This window comes from Endothiovibrio diazotrophicus (assembly GCF_054657215.1).
This window is the reverse complement of the sequence record NZ_BAAHXB010000033.1, coordinates 1-15605: the sequence shown is the minus strand read 5'-3', so window position 1 is coordinate 15605 and position 15605 is coordinate 1. Positions and strand designations below refer to the sequence as shown.

The 15605-nt window shown below is 67.9% G+C and carries 15 protein-coding genes; 11 read left to right on the top strand and 4 right to left on the bottom strand.

Translation table 11 applies throughout. The annotated features are described in order from the left end of the window. Nucleotides 1-7 precede the first annotated feature (7 nt). The 6 genes from ACYQ2W_RS10505 (at nucleotide 8) to ACYQ2W_RS10480 (ending at nucleotide 5388) form a co-directional block, all read left to right on the top strand. The gene (locus tag ACYQ2W_RS10505) at nucleotides 8-1021 is read left to right on the top strand and encodes a hypothetical protein (protein WP_459866131.1); all 1014 of its coding nucleotides are present in this window, start codon (nucleotides 8-10) and stop codon (nucleotides 1019-1021) included. A gap of 63 nt (nucleotides 1022-1084) precedes the next feature. Continuing rightward, a complete protein-coding gene (locus ACYQ2W_RS10500) occupies nucleotides 1085-2359 on the top strand; it encodes an outer membrane beta-barrel protein (RefSeq protein ID WP_459866128.1) in 1275 nt (424 codons plus the stop codon). A 16-nt stretch (nucleotides 2360-2375) separates the two neighbouring features. Then, on the top strand, nucleotides 2376-2921 hold the full coding sequence (locus ACYQ2W_RS10495; RefSeq protein WP_459866125.1) for a polysaccharide biosynthesis/export family protein: 546 nt from the start codon (nucleotides 2376-2378) through the stop codon (nucleotides 2919-2921). 1 nt (nucleotide 2922) lies between these two features. Beyond that, nucleotides 2923-3375: an SxtJ family membrane protein gene (locus ACYQ2W_RS10490; RefSeq protein ID WP_459866122.1), complete on the top strand. Its 453-nt coding sequence runs from the start codon at nucleotides 2923-2925 to the stop codon at nucleotides 3373-3375. A 28-nt stretch (nucleotides 3376-3403) separates the two neighbouring features. Next, nucleotides 3404-3553, top strand: coding sequence for a DUF5989 family protein (locus ACYQ2W_RS10485; protein ID WP_459866119.1), 150 nt, complete (start codon nucleotides 3404-3406; stop codon nucleotides 3551-3553). Then, a complete protein-coding gene (locus ACYQ2W_RS10480) occupies nucleotides 3553-5388 on the top strand; it encodes a carbamoyltransferase family protein (RefSeq protein WP_459866116.1) in 1836 nt (611 codons plus the stop codon). Before ACYQ2W_RS10485 ends, ACYQ2W_RS10480 begins: the two co-directional genes overlap by 1 nt. A gap of 33 nt (nucleotides 5389-5421) precedes the next feature. Here ACYQ2W_RS10480 and ACYQ2W_RS10475 read toward each other — a convergent pair whose 3' ends face one another. The 4 genes from ACYQ2W_RS10475 to ACYQ2W_RS10460 all read right to left on the bottom strand — a co-directional run bounded on the left by ACYQ2W_RS10475 (nucleotide 5422) and on the right by ACYQ2W_RS10460 (nucleotide 11859). Beyond that, the gene (locus ACYQ2W_RS10475) at nucleotides 5422-5976 is read right to left on the bottom strand and encodes a lasso peptide biosynthesis B2 protein (protein ID WP_459866113.1); all 555 of its coding nucleotides are present in this window, start codon (nucleotides 5974-5976) and stop codon (nucleotides 5422-5424) included. A 97-nt stretch (nucleotides 5977-6073) separates the two neighbouring features. Beyond that, on the bottom strand, nucleotides 6074-7621 hold the full coding sequence (locus ACYQ2W_RS10470) for a response regulator (protein ID WP_459866110.1): 1548 nt from the start codon (nucleotides 7619-7621) through the stop codon (nucleotides 6074-6076). Beyond that, nucleotides 7614-11561: a transporter substrate-binding domain-containing protein gene (locus ACYQ2W_RS10465; RefSeq protein WP_459866107.1), complete on the bottom strand. Its 3948-nt coding sequence runs from the start codon at nucleotides 11559-11561 to the stop codon at nucleotides 7614-7616. Before ACYQ2W_RS10465 ends, ACYQ2W_RS10470 begins: the two co-directional genes overlap by 8 nt. A 22-nt stretch (nucleotides 11562-11583) precedes the next feature. Next, nucleotides 11584-11859 carry a hypothetical protein gene (locus tag ACYQ2W_RS10460; RefSeq protein ID WP_459866104.1) on the bottom strand — a complete coding sequence of 92 codons (276 nt, stop codon included), beginning with the start codon at nucleotides 11857-11859 and terminating at the stop codon, nucleotides 11584-11586. A 371-nt stretch (nucleotides 11860-12230) separates the two neighbouring features. Between ACYQ2W_RS10460 and ACYQ2W_RS10455 the strand changes: the two genes are divergently transcribed. Genes ACYQ2W_RS10455 through ACYQ2W_RS10435 form a run of 5 tightly spaced genes read left to right on the top strand, consistent with a single transcriptional unit; the run spans nucleotide 12231 to nucleotide 15589 of the window. After that, complete coding sequence (locus tag ACYQ2W_RS10455) at nucleotides 12231-13091, top strand: c-type cytochrome (protein ID WP_459866101.1); 861 nt, start codon at nucleotides 12231-12233, stop codon at nucleotides 13089-13091. Between the two features lie 48 nt (nucleotides 13092-13139). Beyond that, entirely contained in the window at nucleotides 13140-13757 is a 618-nt protein-coding gene (locus tag ACYQ2W_RS10450; RefSeq protein ID WP_459866098.1) for a c-type cytochrome, read from the top strand. 17 nt (nucleotides 13758-13774) lie between these two features. Continuing rightward, a complete protein-coding gene (locus ACYQ2W_RS10445; RefSeq protein WP_459866095.1) occupies nucleotides 13775-14269 on the top strand; it encodes a TlpA family protein disulfide reductase in 495 nt (164 codons plus the stop codon). Next, the gene (locus ACYQ2W_RS10440; RefSeq protein WP_459866092.1) at nucleotides 14266-14481 is read left to right on the top strand and encodes a DUF4266 domain-containing protein; all 216 of its coding nucleotides are present in this window, start codon (nucleotides 14266-14268) and stop codon (nucleotides 14479-14481) included. Before ACYQ2W_RS10445 ends, ACYQ2W_RS10440 begins: the two co-directional genes overlap by 4 nt. A gap of 13 nt (nucleotides 14482-14494) precedes the next feature. Then, nucleotides 14495-15589, top strand: coding sequence for a DUF3570 domain-containing protein (locus ACYQ2W_RS10435; protein WP_459866089.1), 1095 nt, complete (start codon nucleotides 14495-14497; stop codon nucleotides 15587-15589). Nucleotides 15590-15605: the final 16 nt, after the last annotated feature.

The following is a 15605-nucleotide window of genomic DNA, read 5'->3' as shown; positions in this document are numbered from 1 at the left end:
GTCCCCAATGAGCATCCATCGCTGGAAGGAACTTTTTCTCGGGCTGGTGCTGCTGGCGCTGATACCGGGGACCGCGGCCGTGGCCGCCCCTTTGGATCCCGCGATTGAAGCGGCGGCTCGCGCCAACGACGTCGACGGAGTCGCCGCGGCGCTGACTTCCCTGATCACCGCGGGAGGAAGCGACGCCGACGTCGCCGCCACCATGCGGGAGGTCGCCCAGCTCAACCCCGACATCGCCGGTGCGGTGGTCAACGCCACGGTGCGCTCCCTCGCCGCCTCCGGTACCAGCGGCACCACCCTGGCCCCCACGGTGCGCACCCTGGTCAATGGCGCGATGAGCGGCGTGGCCGGCACCATCACCCCCGATGACGTTCCCACCTATGCGGAGAATATCGCCACCAACGTCCGTCAGGCGATCGGCGCGGTCTCCGGGGGCGACCGCAACACCGAAAACGCGCTGCTCGCCTCCGCGCGCTCCGGCGTCGCTCAGAGCGCGGCGCACAACCGCGATACCGGCGCCAGCGGCCAAGTCCTGCGCAGCGACGTCAACGTCCGGCTGCAAGGCACCATCGCGACGAATGAAGCCGAAGAGGCGGTCGATGCCTCACCCATCGTTGTCTCCCAGTCTGGCGAAGCCCAGCAACAAACCGGGCAGGAAGACCAGGGCAGTCAGCAGGGTGATCAGGCCAACCAGCAGGGCGACGATGAGCAGGATCAGGGTGACCAGAACGGTACTGCCGGCAATCAGGGACAGCAGGACACCGATCAGCAGGGGCGGGATACCAACCAGCAGGGGCAGGACACCAACCAGCAGGGGCGGGATACCAACCAGCAGGGGCGGGATACCAACCAGCAGGGGCAGGACACCAACCAGCAGGGGCGGGATACCAACCAGCAAGGGAACCAGCAGGGGCAGGGTCGGAATTCTCCGCAGGGTCCGATCGTCCCCCAGGATGACCCCGAGGTGCAGGAACAGCCCCAGATCGATAATCCCGATCCTCAGGCCGCCAGTTCCAGCTAAGGCATGAAGTCCAATAATTCACGGCGCTGGCAAGGAACGACCTTGTCAGAAAGGCTATCCAACATGAAGTTAATGCGTGCTCTTCTCCTCCCCCTGCTCATGAGCAGTGCCCTGCCGGTCATGGCGGAGGAGCCCTCCGCCACCTCGGAGTCGGTGTCCGACGAGCGGCTCGATCCGGGCCAGACCGTCAAGGACCGCGCCCATCCCGAATACGCTGCGCTCGGCATCCGCGCCGGGAGCTTTCTGCTCTACCCGCAGGCCAAGCTGGAGGCGCGCTACGACGACAACATCTACTTCAGCAACGTCAACCGCGCCGATGACTGGACCGCCGTCGTGACCCCTTCGTTGCAGATCGATTCCGACTGGGGGCGCCACGCGCTGACGATTGACATGGGTGCCGAGATCAACCGTTACGACGAGCATACGCGCGAAGACGGGGAGACTCTTTGGCTCAACGCCACCGGTCGCATCGACATTTCACAACACACGGTCGCCACCGTGCATGGCGAGTTGGGTTCCGGCAGCGAAAGCCGCGGCTCCCCGGATGACGCCGCCGGTCTGAAGCGGGCCAAAACCCGGAACAGGGCCGTCGAGATCGGAGTGGAACACCGGCCGGGTCGTTTTTTCGTCATCGGCAAATTGCGTCTTGAGGCGCTCGATTTCGGCGACGTGACCACCAGTTTGGGCACCGTCATCAACAACGACGACCGTGATCGCAACGAGCAGACCGCCTCGGTCACCGGCGGGTATCAGATGTTCGAAGGTTTCGACGCCTTCGTCCGCTATAGCCGCGGGACGCGCGAGTACGACGCAGCCGTCGACGATGGAGGCTTCAAACGCGACTCTTCCAGCGACCTCGTGGAGGTGGGTGCCGACCTGAATCTCTCCAGCGTGCTGATCGGCGAAGTGGCGCTGGGCAGCCTGAGTTTCGATTACGACGATCCGGCCTTCAGGGACATCGACGAAGGGACCGCCAACGCGCTGCTCTACTGGCACGTTACTCCGCTGACCACCTTTACCTTCCAGGTGGCCCGCTCGGTGTCCGAAACCACCACCGCCGGCTCCTCGGGCTATACCAGCGACGTCCTCGCCGTCTCCGTCTACCACGAATTGCTGCGCAACCTCGTGCTGCAGTCCTCCCTTTCGTCGGTGACCAACGACTACAACGGCATCGCCCGCGAGGATGAGCTGACTACATTCCGCCTCTCCGCCGAGTACGAGGCCAACCGCAATCTGTTCTTCGGCGCCGGCTACGAGAACGGCGGCCGCGACTCCAACGCCCCCGGGATCGACTACGATCGCGAGGTGATCTCCGCCTGGGTGGGGTTGCGCCTGTAGGATGGGGAGAGGAGACGTGAAGGCACCGGTCGCACTCATTCTCCCGGTATTGCTCATCTGGGTTGCGCTCTTCTGCGCGGCCTCCGGCGCGGCGGAGGATCCTTCGGTCTACCGTCTCGGCAACGGTGACAAGATCCGGGTTACCGTATTCGGCGAAAAGGACCTTTCCGGTACCTTCATGGTGGATGGCAAGGGGATGGTCGCCATGCCGCTCATCGGCGAGGTGGCGCTGGGTGGACTGACGCTGCGGGAGGCCGAGCGGCGGGTGGCGGACAAGCTCCTCGATGGCTTCCTGAAGAAGCCTCAGGTCGGTATCGAGGTGCTCAACTTTCGCCCCTTCTACATCCTCGGGGAGGTGAAAAAGCCCGGCAGCTACCCCTACGTGGACGGCATGACCGTACTCAACGCGGTGGCCTTGGCCGGTGGATTCACCTACCGCGCGAAAAAGGACCATGTCGTCATTACCCGCGCCGACGACCCCGAGAATCGGGAGCAGGAGGTGGATCCCGGCGCACGGGTCTTCCCCGGCGATATGATCCGCATCAAGGAGCGGTTCTTCTAGTGTGCTGCGCCGCAATCGATTACGGATCATGATTCCGGACGCCAAGGGTGGCGCGAGCGCTTCCGCCCCTCCCGGAAACCGTTCCTTCGGACTGGTCTTCTTCGCCTTTTTCCTGATTGTCGCCTTCTCCCCGCTGATCGACGGCGGCGGGGTACGAACCTGGGCGGTGGTGATCGCCTTGGTGTTCGGTGCGGTCGCTGTGGTGGCCCCCGCGCTGCTCACGCCGCTCAATCGGCTGTGGACCCGCTTCGGCGATCTCCTGCACCGCGTCATGTCCCCGCTGCTGCTGGGTGTCGTCTTCTTCCTGGTGGTCACTCCTATCGGCCTGCTGATCCGCCTGACGGGTCAGAGCCCCCTCCGTCTGCGCTTCGACCCCGCCGCGTCCAGCTACTGGATCGCACGCCGGCCGCCGGCCGCGGACGAGGAATCCGGATCCATGCGCCGCCAATTCTAGGCTTCATTCGTTCAGAGGAGTTTGCCCCATGTCCTTCATCCGCGAGCTATGGGAATTCATGCGGGTGCGCAAGAAATATTGGCTGCTTCCGGTCCTGTTGGTGATGGGGCTGCTGGGGGGGTTGATCGTGCTGGCCCAGGGGTCGGCGGTGGCGCCTTTCATCTACACCCTGTTCTGATGAAGATTCTCGGGCTCTCGGCCCTCTACCACGACAGCGCCGCGGTGCTGCTCGACGACGGACGGATCGTCGCCGCGGCCCAGGAGGAGCGCTTCACCCGCGTCAAGCACGACGCCGCCTTTCCGTGCCATGCGGTGCGCTACTGTCTGGAGGAGGGGGGCGTGGGGCTCGATGAGCTCGATCACGTCGTCTTCTACGACAAGCCGTTTCTCAAATTCGAGCGCCTGCTCGAGACCTATCTGGCATTCGCTCCGCGCGGTTTCCGCTCCTTCGCCACGGCCATGCCGGTGTGGCTCAAGGAGAAGCTGTTCCAGCGCAAGCTGCTGGAAGACGAGTTGAAGGGGCTGGGCGCCACCGGTTCGTGGGAGGAGCGCCTGCTCTTCGCCGAGCACCACCAGAGCCATGCCGCCAGCGCCTTCTACCCCTCGCCCTTCGACGAGGCGGTGGTGCTCACCATGGATGGGGTCGGCGAATGGGCCACCACCTCGGTGGCCATCGGCCGTGGCCGCGAGCTGGAGATGGTCAAGGAGATCCACTTCCCGCACTCCCTGGGGCTGCTCTACTCCGCCTTCACCTACTACACCGGCTTCAAGGTCAACTCGGGCGAATACAAGGTGATGGGGCTGGCCCCCTACGGGGAGCCCCGTTACGTCGACCTCATTCTGGAGCATCTGATCGACCTCAAGGAGGATGGGTCGTTCCGCCTCGACCTCCGCTACTTCGACTACTGCACCGGTCTGACCATGACCAACCGGCGTTTCGATCAGCTCTTCGGCGGTTGCCCGCCGCGCCGCGCCGACGAGCCGCTCACCCCGTTCCACATGGACATGGCGGCCTCGGTGCAGGCGGTGACGGAGGAGGCGGTGCTACGTCTCACCCGCGGGCTGGCCGAGGAGTACGCGATCCCCAACCTGTGCCTTGCCGGCGGGGTGGCGCTGAATTGCGTGGCCAACGGCAAGGTGCTGCGCGACGGTCGTTTTCGCGAGATCTGGGTGCAGCCCGCCGCCGGCGATGCGGGGGGCGCCCTGGGGGCGGCGTTGGCCGCCTACCACCAGCATCGCGAGCAGCCCCGCACGGTCGATCGCGGGGCGCGCGACGCGATGAATGGGAGCTATCTCGGCCCGGCGTTCGCGCAGCGGGAGATCGAGGCCCGTCTGCGTGCCGCAGGGGCGGTATTCGAGGTGCTGGAGGAGGGTGGGTTGGAGCGGCGCTGCGCCGAACTGCTGGCAGAAGAACAGGTGGTGGGCTGGTTTCAGGGGCGCATGGAGTTCGGTCCCCGGGCCCTCGGCGGTCGTTCGATCCTCGGCGATCCCCGGTCGCCGCGGATGCAGTCGCAACTCAACCTGAAGATCAAATACCGCGAATCGTTCCGCCCCTTCGCCCCGTCGGTGCTCGCCGAGCGGGTCTCCGGCTGGTTCGAGCTGGAGGGCGCGAGCCCCTACATGCTGATGGTTGCCGAGGTGGCCGAGGGGCGGCGGCGGCCTGTGGAGGAGGAGGGGCTGTCCGGGATCGACAAGTTGCAGGCGGTGCGTTCCGAAATCCCGGCGGTGACCCACGTGGACCACTCCGCCCGCATCCAGACCGTCCACGCCGACACCAACCCGCGTTACCACGCCCTGATCCGGGCGTTCGAGACGATCACCGGCTGTCCCGTGCTGATCAACACCAGCTTCAACGTCCGCGGGGAGCCGATCGTCGCCACCCCCGAGGATGCCTTCCGCTGCTTCATGGGGACCGGGATGGACTACCTGGCGATCGGCGACTGTCTGCTCGCCAAGGAGGCCCAGAACCCCGCCCTGCTTCGCGACTACCGCACCGCCTTCGAACCCGATTGACGGGCGGCAGGTCGCACCGCATCCCTCAGGTTGTCAGGTGAAGCGGGAGACGACGGTATAGCGCCCCAGGGAGCCATCTCCGGTGACCACCCGACTCCCCGCCCGCAGCCAGGCGTGGGCCGCCATCTCCGTGCCGCCGGCGACCCCCAGGTAGAGGGTGCTCGCCACCCCGCGCCGGCGCAGCATCGCCTTGGCCGCCATCGCCCGGGGCAGGCAGACCGCTTCCCAGGGGACGTGGCGGGCCGCCGCCGCCACCGCCCACGCGACCTGGCGCAACAGCGCCTCGTCCTCCCCCTCCGCGGTGTCGGGCGTCGCCGCCATGTGCCGCCCCAGTCGCGGCGCGATCCAGCGAAACGGCAACCAGCGGACCGCCAGCCGGGAGATCGCCAGCCAGCCGGCCGCCTCCAGCAGCAGCCAGCGCTCCTCCGCGGAGCGGGCGAGGAAGCGCTGTAACCGCCCCTTCCCGTGCGGCCTCTCCACCGATCCGCTCCCCCTCGCGTCGATGCCCGCCATCGTTGGCGAGTCCTCCGCCTGTGCGGCGGATTGCCCGTCTTCCCGGTGAATCATGCTGGATTTGTCGATGGTCACGCCGTCGTTTCCGTGGTCCAAAGCGCCTCGATCCGGGGATTCTATCCCCCTTCGGTCCACTCTTCACCCCGGCCCGCGTCTCGGGGGGATTGAAGGGTCAATGTTCCGCCGCATTCCGCTGCACCGCCTCCAACAGCGTCTTCTTGCGGATCGGTTTGGTCAGGTGGGCGTCGCAGCCGGCCTCCAGGCTCTTGGCGGCGTCGCCGTTGAGGGCGTGGGCGGTGAGGGCGAGGATCGGGGTGCGTGGTGCGTCCTTTTCGCGTTCGAGGCGGCGGATCTCGCGGGTGGCGGTGTAGCCGTCCATCACCGGCATCTGCATGTCCATCAGGATCAGGTCGTAGCGCTGATCGCTGAAGCGGTCCACCGCCTCGGCGCCGTTCTCGACGATGTCCAGCCGGTAGGCGGGATCGTCGAGGAACGAGCGCAGCAGCAGGGCGTTGTCTTCGGCGTCCTCGGCGATGAGGATGCGGATCGGCCGGTCGCGCTTGGCCGGCGGCGCAAGGGGCTCCGCCGCCGGGACGGTCACCGGCTCGTCGGGGAGCACCTCGCAGGTGCAGCGGAAGCGGAAGACGCTGCCGTGGCCGGGGGTGCTCTCGACGCTCAGTTCGCCGTGGAGCAGTTCGGCGAGGCGTTGGGCGATGGTCAGGCCGAGGCCGCTGCCGCCGTAGCGGCGGGTCAGCGAGGTGTCGGCCTGGGTGAAGGGCTGGAAGATCCGTTCGAGGTCCTCGGCGGAGATGCCGATGCCGCTGTCGCGGACGGTGAAGAGCAGATCGCCCGGCTCGGCACCGGGGGAGACCCGGCACTCGACCCCCCCCTCGTGGGTGAACTTGATGGCGTTGCCCACCAGGTTGAGGAGGATCTGGCCGATCCGCCGGCGGTCGCCGCGCAGGCGCTGGGGAAGGTTCGGGTCCACTTCCACCTGGAGGTCGATCGCCTTGGCCTCGGCGCGGGTGCCGAGCAGGGCGACCACCGAGTGGAGGATGGTGCGCAGGTCGAAGGGCTCGGCGCCGGCCTGCAGGCGGCCGCTCTCCAGCACGGAGAGGTCGAGGATGTCGGTGATCAGCTCCATCAGCGCGTTGGCGGCGCGCCGCTGGATCTCCAGATAGCTGCGCTGGTGCTCGTCGAGGGGGGTGTCGGCGATCAGCTCCGCCATGCCGAGGATGGCATTCATCGGCGTGCGGATCTCGTGGCTCATGATCGCCAGGAACTCGCTCTTCGCCCGGTTCGCCGCCTCCGCCCGCTCTTTCGCCAGGCGCATCCGCGCCTCGTTGACCACGGTCAGCTGGGTCTTCACCCGCGCCCTGAGGATCTCCGGGTTGATCGGCTTGGTGATGTAGTCCACCGCGCCGAGACCAAGGCCGTAGGTCTCGTCCTCTTGGTGGTCGCGCACGGTGAGGAACATCACCGGGATCGGGTGGGTGGCGGGGTTGGCCTTGAGCCGGCGGCAGATCTCGTAGCCGTCCATCTCCGGCATCACCACGTCGAGCAGGATCAGGTCCGGCGGCTCGTCGCCGGTGGCCAGCGCGAGGGCCTGCCCGCCCTCCTTGGCCACCGCCAGCCGGTAGTCGCCGTTGAGCAGTTCGACGATGGAGTGGAGGGTGGCGCTGTCGTCGTCCACCACCAGGATCTTGGAGCGGTCAGCCATCGTTGTCTCCGCCGTGGCGGTCTCCGTCGTCGTCGGTTCCATGGTCGTCCAGGTCGATCCCCTTGGCTGCGGCGAAATGGCGCAACGCCGTCAACGCCTCGCTGAAATCATAATCGCGAATCGCCGTCGCCGCAGCCCGCAGGTGGTTCTGCGGGTCGTCGCCGAGCCACTCCCGGTCCAGGGCGGGGAGGTAGTGCTGGGCGTCGGGGTCGCTCGCCCGCAGCCGCCGGGCCAGGGCGCGGAGTAGCAGCGCGGCGTCGTCCGCCTCGGCCCGGCCGTCGCCGGCGGGGATGACGGGTGGTGGCGGGGCGGCGGCGAGCTGGGCGTCGATGGCGCCGAGCTCGGCGTCGAGACGGCGGCTCAGTTCGATCGGATCGCCGCCGCCCCCCTCGGCCAGCCGCTCCAGCTCCTTGGCCAGCCGGTGCAGGCGCAGCAGGCCGAGGGTGCCGGCGGCTCCGGCCAGGGTGTGGGCTTGGCGTGCCGCCTCGGCGAAGGCGCTGCGGCGCAGCCCGGCGGCGATCGCGGCGCCGTCGCCGCCGTGGTCGTGGATGAACTCCCGCAGCAGGGTGTCGAAGAGCGCCTCGTTGCCGGCCAGGCGCCGCAGGCCCCACTGACGGTCGAGTCGCGGCAGCTCGTCGACGGCCTGCGACGGCGGGTCGGGGGTGGGCTGAGGGGTTGGTTGCGGGGCCGGCGCGGATGACGGCGGGTCGCCGAGCCACTGGCGCAGGGTGGCGTAGAGGCGGGGCGGGTCGATCGGCTTGCCCAGGTGGTCGTCCATCCCCGCCGCCAGGCAGCGTTCGCGATCGCCGCTCAGGGCGTGGGCGGTCATGGCGACGATCGGCAGCCGGGTGAAGCGGGGGTCGGCGCGGATCGCCCGGGTCGCCTCGTAGCCGTCCATCTCCGGCATCTGGATGTCCATCAGCACCAGATCGACGGGCTCGCGCCCGAGCGCCTCCACCGCCTGCTGGCCGTTGTTCGCCTCGCTGACCTGGAGGCCGGCGCGGGTAAGCAGTTCGCGGGCCACCTCTCGGTTGGTGGCGTTGTCCTCCACCAGCAGCACGCGGGCATCGCCGAGCCGGGGGATGCGCTCCTCGCCCGCGTTCGGTTCGACGGCGGCGCCGTGGACGCCGAGACGGGCGGTGAAGTGGAAGGTGGAGCCCTCGCCGGGGCGGCTCTCGACGCCGATCTCGCCGCCCATGTGGGTGACCAGCTGGCGGCTGATGCTGAGGCCCAGGCCGGTGCCGCCGAAGCGGCGGGTGGTGGAGCCGTCGGCCTGCTCGAAGGGCTCGAAAAGGTGCGGCAGCCGTGCGGCGGGGATGCCGATCCCCGGGTCGCTCACCGCGCCGCGCAGGATCACCCGATCGCCGTCGTGCCCGGCAAGGGTCAGGCGCACGTGGATCGTTCCCCGCTCGGTGAACTTGATGGCGTTGTTGACCAGATTGGTGAGCACCTGATTGATCCGCAGGGGGTCGCCCACCAGCTGCGCGGGCAACTGCGGGTCCACCTCGACGTGCAGCTCCAGTCCCTTCTCCCGCGCCGCCAGGCCGTGGAGGGTGTTCAGGTTCTCCACCACCTCGCCGAGGGGGAAGTGGATCGACTCCAGCTCCAGCTTGCCCGCCTCGATCTTGGAGAGGTCGAGGATGTCGTTGATCACCCCCAGCAGGGTGTTGGCGGCCACCTGGATGTTGTGCAGGTACTCCCGTGGGCGGGGCGGCAGTTTGGCCTGGCGGGCGAGATAGCACATGCCGATGATGGCGTTCATCGGGGTGCGGATCTCGTGGGACATGTTGGCCACGAAGCGGCTCTTGGAGAGGTTGGCCCGCTCCGCTTCGAGCTGGGCCTGGAGCAGCCGCTCCTCGGCGTGTTTGCGCTCGGTGATGTCGCTGTAGGTGGAGACAAAGCCGCCGCCGGGGATCGGCCCGCCGCGCACTTCCAGGAAGCGGCCGTTGCCGCGCTCACGCTCGAACTGGTGGGGCGCCGAGCGGGCGGCGCGCTCCACCAGCTGCTTCAGGGTGACACGGGGGTCGCTGGCGTCGAACTCCCCGTGTGCCAGGTCGTAGCGCATGAACGCCGCGAACGGGGTCCCTTCGCGAAGCAGCTCCGGCGGGTAGCCGCGCACCGTGTGCAGGCGGTCGTTCCAGGCGATCAGCTTGAGGTCGTGATCGAAGGCGGCGAGCCCCTGGGTGATCGAGTTGAGCACCGTCGAGAGCACCGCCTTCTCGCGCTGGAGCTGCTCCTCCACCGCGGTGCGGTGTGCCACCTCCCGTTGCAGGCGCCGGTTCCAGGCGGAGATCAGGGCCACGCCGAGGAGCGCGAGGATGGCGCCCCCGCCGACCCAGCGGGCGATGGTGTCGAGGTTGAGCCCGTATTCGAAGCGCACGCGTAGCCATTTGCCGCGGATCGTCCGCTGCTCCCCCTCGCCGATGGTGGCCAAACCCTTGTCGAGGATGGACGCCAGGATCGGCCAGTCCTTGCGCACCGCCATCCGCAGATCGAAGGTGTAGGCGGTGGGGGCGGCCACCTTCAGGTTGGTCAGGCCGAGGCGGTTGATGGCGTGGCCCACCGCCGCCAGGTTGCCGACGTAGGCGTCGACCCGGCCCACCGAGACCGCGCGCAGGCCGTCGTCGATGGACGCCACCGGTTGCAGCCGCAGCTCCGGGTGGCGACTCTCCAGCAGCTCCTCGGTGAAGTAGCTGCGCACCACCGCCACCCGCTGCCCGGTCAGCGCGTCGAGGCCGCTGACGAAGGGGGCGTGGTCGGTGGTGACGATGACCATCGGGAAGCGCAGGTAGGGGGCGGTGAAGCGCAGGAACTCGTCGCGTCGCGGCGAATCCACCGCCGCCGGCAGCAGGTCCACCGCGCCGCTGCGCGCCGCCTCCATCACCTGCGCCCAGTCGAGGCCGGGGACCATTTCGAAGGTGATCCCGAGGCGCCGTTCGAGCAGCGCGATGTAGTCGGCGGCGATGCCGCGGTAGCGCCCCTGGTCGTCGACAAATTCGAAGGGCGCCCAGGCGGGGTCGATGCCGAGGCGGATGCGCGGGTGCGTGTGCAGCCACGCCCGCTCCTCGGCGGTCAGGTAGAGCTTGCGGGCAGCACTCGGCAGGGCGGTCTGCAGCGGGATCCAGCGGCGGAAGATCGCCACCTTCTCGCTCTCCGGGATCGCCGCCAGGGCGCGGTCGAGCAGCGCGGCGAGCGGCGCCCAGTCCTTGCGCACGGCGAAGCCCTGGCCGTACTCCCGGGGTCCGTAGGGCGCGGCTACCCGCAGGTTGGCGATGCCGTGCTTCTGCGCCAGGTAGAGGTTGATGCCGAGCACCCCGACGTAGGCGTCGGCCTGCCCGGTGGAGACCGCCAGCAGGCCGTCGAGGGCGGTCGCCACCGGCCGGGGAAAGATCTCGGGGTGGGCCTCGGCCACCTCGCGGGAGGAGGCGTAGTCCTTCACCAGCGCCACCCGCTTGCCGGCCAGCGAGCCCTCGCCGGTGATCGTCGGGTCGTCGGCGCGGGCCATCAGCGCCAGCGGGGTGGGCAGGTAGTCCTTGCTGAAGCGGAAGTGCCGTTCGCGCTCCTCGGTGCGCACGGCAATGGCGATCAGGTCCAGGCGGTGGGCGCGGGTGGCGGCGACGATCTGCGGCCAGGTCATCTTCGGCGCCGCCTCGAAGCGCACGCCGAGCAGCTCGCCGAGGCGGGCGAGGAGGTCGGGGGCGACGCCCAGGAAGTGGCCGTCCTCGTCGAGGAAGCTGTAGGGGGCGTAGTCCGGGTCAAAGCCCACCCGGATCAGCGGATGGGCCTCCAACCAAGAGCGCTCCTCGACGCTTAGCCGGAGCCGGGGCGCAGCGGCGGGCCCTTCGTCGGCGAGGAGCGTTGCAGGGAGCGCCAGCAGCACGGCCAACAGCAGCGCCTGGACGCCGCGCATGGGGAGGCGGAATGGGAGGAGTGAAGACAAGGAAGCCCTCCGCGTCCCTGGGTCAGTCGGCGCGGAACTCCTCCACCTCCTCGCTTGGGGGGGGTAGGTGGCGAGTAGTTCGACCGGCTACTAGCGCCGTGGAGAGCCGTCGCAGGGTCTCGGTGATGTTGTGCCGGTCCGGTTCCGCAAGCAGGACGGCGTTGTGGCGTGCTCCATCAACCAGGATCGGGTGGTGGGTAGTGGCCGCCTCCTCGATCAGCGCCTCGAGACCTCGCGCCTTTTCGCAGGGTGTCGGCGTGGTGGATGCACTCCGGATTCCCCCTCCCCTTCTATTCATGGGTATACACCGCAAAGCACCGCTCGCCACCCAGTGTATTGCTTTTTGGTCACAAGGAAAATCCGTGGCATCGGCGGCGTCGGTCACCGCGTCCGCCAATTTCAGTAACCCTTCGTAAAGGTGGGTAAATGCGTTCGCAATCTCTCCCCTCTTTGACGAGTGGGGAAACCGTCTCGCGATGTCGGGGTCGGCAGAGGAGCGCTCCTCAGCGGGAAGGGAGGGAATCGTTCTTGGGAGAAAGGATCGTTTGACCGCCGGTCGCTGGAAGCGCACCGCCGGTCTGTCCCCGCCGAAGATTAACCCGCCGTTAAGTTTCCGAACCTATCGTCACTTCCACGGAAATTGTTAAAGAAACCTAAGGAGCCGCCATCATGCAGATCCGTCCCTCCCTCTCCCTGATCGGTGCCAGCCTGTTGTCGGCCAGCCTGATCCCCGGTATCGCTGCCGCCGCCTCGGCGAACGGTAGCGCGCTGTTCTCCAACTATTGCCAGAATTGTCACGGTACCCCCAGTTCACCGTGGGGATGGAGCGCGACCACCATCAGCGGCGCCATCAGCCGCAATCGTGGAGGCATGGGGAGCCTGTCGTTCCTCACCAGCAGTCAGCTCTCCGAGATCGCCGCCTACCTGGCCGACCCCAACGGAAGCGTGACCACGACGGTAGCCGACAGTTCCACCGGGACCGCTACCTCCGGCACCTCTTCGTCCAGCACCCCATCCTCCGGTACCTCATCGCCCAGCACCCCGTCATCCGGTAGCACCTCGTCGTTCGCCAGCCAAGTCGATGGGGTATTCGATTGGGCGGAGGCGACCTATCCGTTCCTGTTCTCGGGGTCCACCGGTTCCCAGACCATGGCCGGCTACTACTTCCGCCACTATCCCGAGCATGACGTCTTTCTGGCGATCCGCGGCGACCGCTTCTACTTCTACGACGGCACCCGTCCCCAGGACGGTATGCTCGATCTGGGAACGGTGACCGAGTGGTTCGCTCGTGCCGGCGCTACCCCCACGACGGCGTCCGGGAGTGACGATTACACCGCAACCTCCAGTGGTGCGAACGACGACAACGGTTACTCCTCGTCATCGAGCTATGGCAGTGACGACAACGGCTATTCCACGACGACGGGTGGTGACGACGGCTACTCCTCCGACGGACATCACGGGGGAGACGATGGCGGCTACGAGCGCGAGGGTACCGAACATGAAGGCCACGAGGGCGGTCGCGACGACTGAGCACGCTCGACGAACAACCATCGAATCAAATTGCTTGGAGAATCGACCATGAACACCAACCATCGCTTCGCCCGCCCGGTCACCGCGCTGCTGCTGGCGGGTGCCGCCGGCACCGCCGGGGCGGCGAGCATCGACAGCGGCCGCAGCCTCTATGCGACCAACTGCGTCTCCTGCCACGGCACCGTCGCCGCGCCGCTGGGCTGGAGCGCGACCACCATCCGCGCCGCCATCAACCGCAACCAGGGGGGGATGGCGATCCTCTCCGGGTTGTCGGACAGCCAGTTGAGCGATATCGCCGCCTACGTCGCCAATCCCACCGGTAGCGACGCCACCACCACCACCACCACCACCACCACCACCACCACCAGTACCACCACGACCACAGGCACTACAAGCACCGGCACGACAACGACCACCGGTACCACCACAACCGTCAACGACTCCGACCGCCTGTTCGACTGGGCAGAGAGCCAGTACCCCACCCTGCTCACGCCTGCGGCCGTGTCCCAGACGGTTGGTGACTACTACCTGCGCCACTACACCGCGACCAACGTCTATGTCGCCACCAGTGGCGGACGTCTCTACTACTACGACGCCAACAACCCGTCGGGCGGCGTCGTCGACCTGGGCAGCCTCGCCGACTGGCTCGGCCAGGCCGGCCTGTAATCGTGGAGGAATACGGGATGAACAGGATCTGGATGGCCGCGTTGCTATCGCTCGGCTGCGCCGCGGCGCAGGCGGTGACCCCCGGCGAGCCGGCCCCCGAGCTGGTGCTGCCGAGCACCTCCGACGCCGTGGTGCATATCGACGACTACCACGGCGAGGTGATCTACCTCGACTTCTGGGCCTCCTGGTGTGCCCCCTGCCGCAAATCCTTCCCCTGGATGAACGAGATCCAGAAGCGTTACGGCGACCAGGGGCTGCGCGTGGTGGCGGTCAACCTGGACAACGAGGCGGCCGCCCGCGAGGCGTTCCTCAACCGCTATCCCGCCGAGTTCACCGTGCTCATCGACGGCGCGGGCGAGACCGCCCAGCGCTTCGCGGTGCAGGGGATGCCGAGCGCCTACCTGATCGACCGCCGCGGCGTGGTGCGCGAGATCCACCGCGGCTTCCGCGACGACCACGAGGCGAAGCTGGAGGCGACCATCGCCGAACTGCTGGCGGAGGGACGCTCATGAGACCGCGTCTGCTGTTCGCGTTGCTCGCCGCCGGCCTCCTGCTCGGCGGCTGCAGCGAGGTGAAGCCGTGGGAGAAGGGGTACATCGCGCGCCCCGAAATGGCCTTCGACCCCGATCCCCTGGAGGCGGGCTTCAAGCGCCACATCTACGACTCGAAAGAGGCGGCCTCCGGCGGCTACGGCGTCGGCGGCGGCGGCTGCGGCTGCAACTGAGGAGAGAAGCACCATGTCCAAGAGTCTCTCCGCCCTGATGGCCGCCGCCGCGGCCCTCCACGTGGTCACCCCGGCCGGCGCCGGCGAGGCCACCGATCACACCGAGATGGCGTTCAAGTATCTCGACTACATCGACTACCAGAAGGACCAGGACCGCATCCACGTGCGCGCCCCGATGGCGTGGCTGCGCGCCCCCCTGGACGAGCGCACCGAGGTCACCGGCACCCTGGTGATGGACAGCGTCAGCGGCGCCTCGCCGTGGTACCTGAGCACCCTGAGCGGCGCCTCGGGCAAGGGCATCAGCGAGTGGCGCCGTGCCCTCGACTTGAAGGTGACCCGCTACTTCGACCGTCTCACCGTCGGTTTCAGCGCCGGTGTCTCCTCCGAGAACGACTACCTCTCCCAGTCCCTCGGGTTGGACCTGCGCTACGACAGCGACGACCGCAACACCACCTACGCCGTCGGCATCGGCCACGCCGGCGACCGCATCGGCTCCACCAACAACGCGTGGCTCTCCGAGACGCGCAGTACCCGCGACCTCTTCGCCGGCGTCACCCGGGTGATCGACCCGCTCTCCATCGTCCAGAGCAACCTAAGCTACAGCGACGGCAGCGGCTATTACGACGATCCCTACAAGCCCCTGGACCATCGCCCGGACAACCGCCGCAAGCTCGCCTGGCTGACCCGCTACCGCCGCTTCATCCCCGACTGGGATGCCGCGTTGAGCGCCGACTACCGCTACTATCGCGACAGTTGGGGGGTGCGTGCCCACTCCATCGAGCTGGCCCTCCAGCAGCCGCTGAAGGATGGCTGGAGCCTGCGCCCGTCGGTGCGCTACCACACCCAGGACGCCGCCGACTTCTTCCAGGCGAGCTTCCCGCCGGCCACCTTCGGCTCGATCTACTCCGCCGATCAGCGCCTCGCCAGCTTCGGCGCGGTGACCCTCGGACTGAAGGTGAGCAAGGAGGTGAACGACCAGCTGACCCTCGACTTCGGCGTCGAGCGCTACCGCCAGCGGGCCAGCCTCCACTGGGGGAGCGACGGCAGTCCCAACCTGGAGCCGTTCGACGCGCGCATCCTCTTCGCCGGTTTGAACTACCGCTTCTAGGAGGCAAACGCTAGCA

Excerpts from the sequence above, each read along its gene's own strand:
- ACYQ2W_RS10505 (WP_459866131.1), top strand. The coding sequence starts at position 8 with ATGAGCATCCATCGCTGGAAGGAACTTTTTCTCGGGCTGGTGCTGCTG.
- ACYQ2W_RS10500 (WP_459866128.1), top strand. The coding sequence starts at position 1,085 with ATGAAGTTAATGCGTGCTCTTCTCCTCCCCCTGCTCATGAGCAGTGCC.
- ACYQ2W_RS10485 (WP_459866119.1), top strand. The coding sequence starts at position 3,404 with ATGTCCTTCATCCGCGAGCTATGGGAATTCATGCGGGTGCGCAAGAAA.
- ACYQ2W_RS10480 (WP_459866116.1), top strand. The coding sequence starts at position 3,553 with ATGAAGATTCTCGGGCTCTCGGCCCTCTACCACGACAGCGCCGCGGTG.
- ACYQ2W_RS10470 (WP_459866110.1), bottom strand. The coding sequence starts at position 7,621 with ATGGCTGACCGCTCCAAGATCCTGGTGGTGGACGACGACAGCGCCACC.
- ACYQ2W_RS10460 (WP_459866104.1), bottom strand. The coding sequence starts at position 11,859 with ATGAATAGAAGGGGAGGGGGAATCCGGAGTGCATCCACCACGCCGACA.
- ACYQ2W_RS10455 (WP_459866101.1), top strand. The coding sequence starts at position 12,231 with ATGCAGATCCGTCCCTCCCTCTCCCTGATCGGTGCCAGCCTGTTGTCG.
- ACYQ2W_RS10450 (WP_459866098.1), top strand. The coding sequence starts at position 13,140 with ATGAACACCAACCATCGCTTCGCCCGCCCGGTCACCGCGCTGCTGCTG.
- ACYQ2W_RS10445 (WP_459866095.1), top strand. The coding sequence starts at position 13,775 with ATGAACAGGATCTGGATGGCCGCGTTGCTATCGCTCGGCTGCGCCGCG.
- ACYQ2W_RS10440 (WP_459866092.1), top strand. The coding sequence starts at position 14,266 with ATGAGACCGCGTCTGCTGTTCGCGTTGCTCGCCGCCGGCCTCCTGCTC.
- ACYQ2W_RS10435 (WP_459866089.1), top strand. The coding sequence starts at position 14,495 with ATGTCCAAGAGTCTCTCCGCCCTGATGGCCGCCGCCGCGGCCCTCCAC.